This is a genomic window from Curtobacterium sp. 1544 (genome assembly GCF_040544915.1).
GTDB lineage: Bacteria > Actinomycetota > Actinomycetes > Actinomycetales > Microbacteriaceae > Curtobacterium > Curtobacterium pusillum_C.
The window spans coordinates 1-5,196 of sequence record NZ_JBEPKX010000054.1; the positions used below are offsets into that span (position 1 = coordinate 1).

Genomic DNA, 5,196 nt, shown 5'->3' on the forward strand with positions numbered 1-5,196 from the left:
TCAATAAATTGGCATTGACAATGTGCACGCTGTTGAGTTCTCAAGGACCAGACGCACTCCCCACTCGACCCCGAAAGAGGTTCCGCCAGAGAGGCATTTCGTCTCCACCCAGAAGACACGACTCAGAGAGTGCGACTTCGTTGGGATGTGTTGCCTGAGCGGGACCCCGTCCGGACTGCATCTCCGGGGCTCTCGCTCCGGTGACCGTCTCGGCCGTTCCGTTCTCCGCCTCAGCGGCAACGAGTGATTACTCTACACACGCCCCGGGGGGCCCGCCAACCGGCCCGCACCCCGGGCGTGTCGCCTGGCGCGATGCCCGCGGAGACGCGGAACGGCCCGCCTCCACGGTGGGAAGCGGGCCGTTCGGTGGTGCGGGTCAGTGCCGTGCGATGACCGGGTTCTTCAGGGTGCCCAGTCCGGAGATCGTCACCTCGACGACCTCGCCGTCCCGGATCTCGCCGACGCCGGCCGGGGTCCCGGTCAGGATCACGTCACCGGGCAGGAGCGTCCAGATCGACGAGATGAACTCGATGAGGGTCGGGATGTCGTGCACCATCTCGCTCGTCGACCCCACCTGACGCAGGTCACCGTCCACGCGGGTCTCGATGCGGATGTCCGACGGGTCGATCTCGGTCTCGATCGCCGGGCCGAGCGGGCAGAACGTGTCGAAGCCCTTCGACCTCGTCCACTGCCCGTCCCGCGCCTGCAGATCACGGGCGGTGACGTCGTTGGCGATCGTGTACCCGAGGATGACGCTCGCGAAGTCCTCGCGCGTGACGTTCTTCGCGAGTGAGCCGATCACGATGGCGAGTTCGCCCTCGTGGTCGACGCGTCCGACGCCGGCCGGGAGACGGATCGGGTCCTCCGGTCCGATCACCGAGGTGTTCGGCTTGAGGAACACCACCGGGTCGTCCCCCGCGCGCTCGTCCATCTCGGACGCGTGCTCGGCGTAGTTGAGCCCGACGCCGATGACCTTCGACCGCGGGATGACCGGCGCCAGGAGCTTGGCGTCGGCGAGCGGCACCCGCTCCCCCGTGGTCTCGAACCCCTGGTACATCGGGTCCCCCGCCAACACGACCAGGTCGCGCTCGTCGAGGATGCCGTACCGCGGGTCTTCACCCTTGCTGCTGAACCGTGCGATCTTCACCGTTGGAGCCTACCGACGCTCGCCTGGACCTCAGGCCGGGTCGGTCAGGCGCGTCATCCACCCGTGCGGGTCGGGACGACGGCCGGACTGGATGTCGGTGAGTTCCTCGCGCAGGGACATCGTCAGCTCGCCGGCGCCCACGGTCGGCGAACCGATCGTGAAGCCCTCGCCGCGGAGCTCCGCGATCGGGGTCACCACGGCGGCCGTGCCGCAGGCGAACGCCTCGGTGATCGAGCCGTCGGCCACGCCGTCACGCCACTCGTCGAGCGTCACCCGGCGACGCTCGACCCGCAGGCCGCGGTCCTCCGCCAGCTGCAGGATCGAGTCACGCGTGATGCCCTCGAGGATGGAGTCCGAGTCCGGCGTCACGAGCGTGCCGTCGGACTTCACGAGGACGACGTTCATGCCACCGAGCTCTTCGAGGTACTTGCCCTCCACCGAGTCGAGGAACATCACCTGCTGGCAGCCGTGCTCGTAGGCCTCCTGCTGGGGCAGCAGGGACGACGCGTAGTTGCCGCCGGTCTTCGCCGCGCCCGTGCCGCCCTTGCCCGCGCGGGCGTACTGCGTCGACAGCCAGATCGACACCGGCTTCGGCCCGGAGGTGAAGTACGCACCCGCCGGGCTGGCGATGCAGTGATACGCGACCTCCTGCGCCGCACGGACGCCCAGGAACGACTCCGTCGCGATCATGAACGGGCGCAGGTACAGGCTCGTCTCGGGCGCCGAGGGCACCCAGTCGACGTCCGTCTGCACGAGCTGTCGGATCGACTCGACGAAGGTCTCCACCGGGAGCTCCGGGAGCGCCAACCGTCGAGCGGACCGCTGGAACCGCCGGGCGTTCGCGTCCGGGCGGAAGGTCCACACCGAACCGTCAGCGTGCCGGTAGGCCTTCAACCCCTCGAAGATCTCCTGCGCGTAGTGCAGGACGCTCGCGCTCGGGTCGAGGCTGATCGGTCCGTACGGGTGGACCGAGGCATCGTGCCACCCGCCGTCGAGCGTCCACCGCACGGTGGCCATGTGGTCGGTGAAGTGCTTGCCGAAGCCCGGGTCGGCGAGGATCTCCTCACGCTCGGCGGCGGCGCGACGCTCGGCCGAGGGGGTGGTGGCGAACTCGAGTCCGAAGGCGGTGTCGGTGCTCATCTGGGGAGACTCCTGTCAGGCGGTGGTGGTGCGTGCCGTGGCCGCGGCGGCGATGGCGTCGCCGATCTCGGCCGTGCGACGCTGCGTGGTGCCCCGGTCAGCCAGATCGGCCTCGACCGCCCGCGTGACCGCCGACGCGAGGTCGCTGCGACCGATGTGGTCGAGCAGCAGTGCGACGGACAGGATGGCGGCCGTGGGATCGGCCTTCTGCTGACCCGCGATGTCCGGCGCGGAGCCGTGGACCGGCTCGAACATGCTGGGGAAGGTGCCGTCCGGGTTGATGTTGCCCGAGGCCGCCAGACCGATGCCGCCGCTGATCGCGCCGGCCAGGTCGGTGATGATGTCGCCGAAGAGGTTGTCGGTGACGATGACGTCGAACCTAGCAGGTTCCTTCACCATGTGGATGGTGACGGCGTCGACGTGCTGGTAGTCGACCGCGACGTCCGGGTACTCCTGCCCGACGGCCGCGACGGTGCGCTGCCAGAGGGCTCCGGCGTGCACGAGCACGTTGCTCTTGTGCACGAGCGTCAGGTGCTTCCGCGTCCGACGGTTCGCGAGCTCGAAGGCGTACCGGACGACCCGCTCGACCCCGTAGGCGGTGTTGAGCGAGACCTCGGTCGCGATCTCCTGCGGGGTACCGGTGCGGATCGCTCCGCCGTTGCCGACGTACGGTCCCTCGGTGCCCTCGCGCACGACGACGAAGTCGACCTCGCCCGGGGCCGCGAGCGGGGTCCCGACGGCTTCGTACACCTTCGTGGGGCGCAGGTTGACGTAGTGGTCGAACGCGAACCGCAGCTTCAGCAGCAGCCCCCGTTCGATGATCCCGCCGGCGAGCCGGGGGTCCCGCGGGTCCCCGCCGACCGCGCCGAGCAGGATCGCGTCGTGGGTGGCGATGGCGGACATGTCGTCCTCGGTGAGGATGTCCCCGGTCTCCAGGAACCGCGCGGCGCCGAGGGAGAACGGGGTCTCCTCGACCACGAGGTCGTCGGGCAGCACGGCGTGCAGGACCTTGAGCGCCTCGTCGACGACCTCGGGCCCGATGCCGTCTCCGCGGATGACCGCGAGCTTCACCGTCTGTGTCATGTCCGCCACTCCCCTACAGCGTGATGTCGATCTCGCGGAGCGATGCCGCGTCGATCGTGGACCGGACGTGCTCGAGGATCTCGGCCGGGACCGGCGAGTCGACGGTGAGCACGCTGAGCGCCTGGCCGCCGGCGGCCTCGCGCGAGATCTGCATCGCCGCGATGTTGATGCCGGCCTCGCCGAACTCCTTGCCGTAGACGGCGACGATGCCCGGGCGGTCCGTGTAGACCATGACCACGTGGTGCTCGGCGAGGGCGACCTCGACGTCGTGGCCGTTGATCTCGACGAGCTTCGCGATCTGCTTCGGGCCCGTGAGGGTACCGGAGACGCTGATCGCGGGGCCGTCGGACTGTGCGCCGCGGATCGTGAGCACGTTGCGGTACTCGGGGCTGTCCGAGTCGGTGATGAGCCGTACGGAGACCCCGCGCTGCTCCGCGATGAGCGGAGCGTTCACGTAGGACACCTGGTCGCTGACGACGTCGGTGAAGACGCCCTTCAGCGCCGCGAGCTTCAGCACGCTGACGTCGTACTCGGCGAGCTCGCCGTGCACCTCGACGTCGATGCTCGTGACGGGCGACGTGGCGAGGCCGGTGAAGACCTGGCCGAGCTTCTCGACGAGCGGGATGCCCGGGCGCACGTACGGGTCGATGACGCCGCCGGCGACGTTCACCGCGTCGGGGACGAGCTCGCCGCCGAGGGCGAGACGGACCGACTTGGCGACCGAGACGCCCGCCTTCTCTTGTGCTTCGTCCGTCGAGGCACCGAGGTGCGGCGTGACGACGACGTTCGGCAGGGCCACGAGCGGGGAGTCCTTCGGGGGCTCCGACACGAAGACGTCGAGGCCGGCGCCGGCGATCGTGTTCGAGGTGAGCGCGCGGTGCAGCGCGTCCTCGTCGATCAGCCCACCGCGGGCGACGTTCACGACGAACGCGGTCGGCTTCATGAGCGCGAACTGGTCGTCCGAGATCATGCCGACCGTCTCCGGCGTCTTCGGCATGTGGATCGTGGTGAAGTCGGCGCGCTTCAGCAGGTCCTCGAGCGAGACGAGCTCGACCCCGAGCTGCTGGGCGCGGGCCGTGGTGACGTACGGGTCGTACGCGATGACCTGGACGCCGAACGCCTGCAGGCGCTGCGTGATGAGGGCGCCGATCCGGCCGAGGCCGATGATGCCGACGGTCTTCTCGTACAGCTCGACACCGGTGTACGCGGAGCGCTTCCAGGTGCCGGCGGCGAGCGACGCGTGCGCGGCCGGGATGTGCCGCGCGAGCGAAAGGATGTGGCCGACCGTGAGTTCGGCGGCGGAGATGATGTTCGACGTCGGCGCGTTCACGACCATCACGCCGGCGGTGGTGGCCGCCTTGATGTCGACGTTGTCGAGACCGACACCGGCACGGGCGACGACCTTGAGGTTCGGGGCCGCGGCGATCGCCTCGGCGTCGACCTTGGTGGCGGAGCGCACCAGGATGGCGTGCGCATCGGCGAGGGAGGCCAGGAGGGCGGGGCGGTCGGTACCGTCCACGTTCCGGATCTCGAAGTCGGGCCCGAGGGCGTCGACTGTGGCGGGCGAGAGTTCTTCGGCGATCAGGACGACCGGCTTCGGCACAGCTGCAGTTTCCTCACACGAGACGGGCGGTATCCCACCATCGTATCGACGTGAGCAGGTGGTTACGACCGCAGCGACGGTCCTGTGCGCAACCACACGACGGCCTGGAGGCGGGGGGGGGGGGGGGGGCCCCCCCCCCCCCCCCCGGGGGGGGGGCGGGGGGGGCCCCCCCCCCCCCCCAGGCGGGGGGGGTGTTGTGGGCGTGGGGAGGGGGGAGAGCGCG

General features: G+C 69.9%; 4 protein-coding genes. All 4 read right to left on the bottom strand.

Going from position 1 to position 5,196, the window contains the following annotated elements; translation table 11 throughout:
• Positions 1–376: 376 nt before the first annotated feature.
• The 4 genes from ABIC61_RS18545 to serA are packed head-to-tail and all read right to left on the bottom strand — an operon-like array spanning position 377 to position 4,973.
• Positions 377–1,147 (bottom strand): fumarylacetoacetate hydrolase family protein, encoded by a 771-nt coding sequence (locus ABIC61_RS18545; RefSeq protein WP_144757418.1) that lies wholly within the window; start codon positions 1,145–1,147, stop codon positions 377–379.
• 30 nt (positions 1,148–1,177) lie between these two features.
• Entirely contained in the window at positions 1,178–2,287 is a 1,110-nt protein-coding gene (locus ABIC61_RS18550; protein WP_354031085.1) for a branched-chain amino acid aminotransferase, read from the bottom strand.
• Positions 2,288–2,302: 15 nt separating this feature from the next.
• Entirely contained in the window at positions 2,303–3,370 is a 1,068-nt protein-coding gene (locus tag ABIC61_RS18555) for a 3-isopropylmalate dehydrogenase (protein WP_354031086.1), read from the bottom strand.
• Between the two features lie 13 nt (positions 3,371–3,383).
• Complete coding sequence (gene serA, locus ABIC61_RS18560; RefSeq protein WP_079236383.1) at positions 3,384–4,973, bottom strand: phosphoglycerate dehydrogenase; 1,590 nt, start codon at positions 4,971–4,973, stop codon at positions 3,384–3,386.
• Between the last annotated feature and the right edge of the window lie 223 nt (positions 4,974–5,196).

Coding starts and splice junctions, on each gene's coding strand:
- ABIC61_RS18550 (WP_354031085.1), bottom strand. CDS start 2,287: ATGAGCACCGACACCGCCTTCGGACTCGAGTTCGCCACCACCCCCTCG.
- ABIC61_RS18555 (WP_354031086.1), bottom strand. CDS start 3,370: ATGACACAGACGGTGAAGCTCGCGGTCATCCGCGGAGACGGCATCGGG.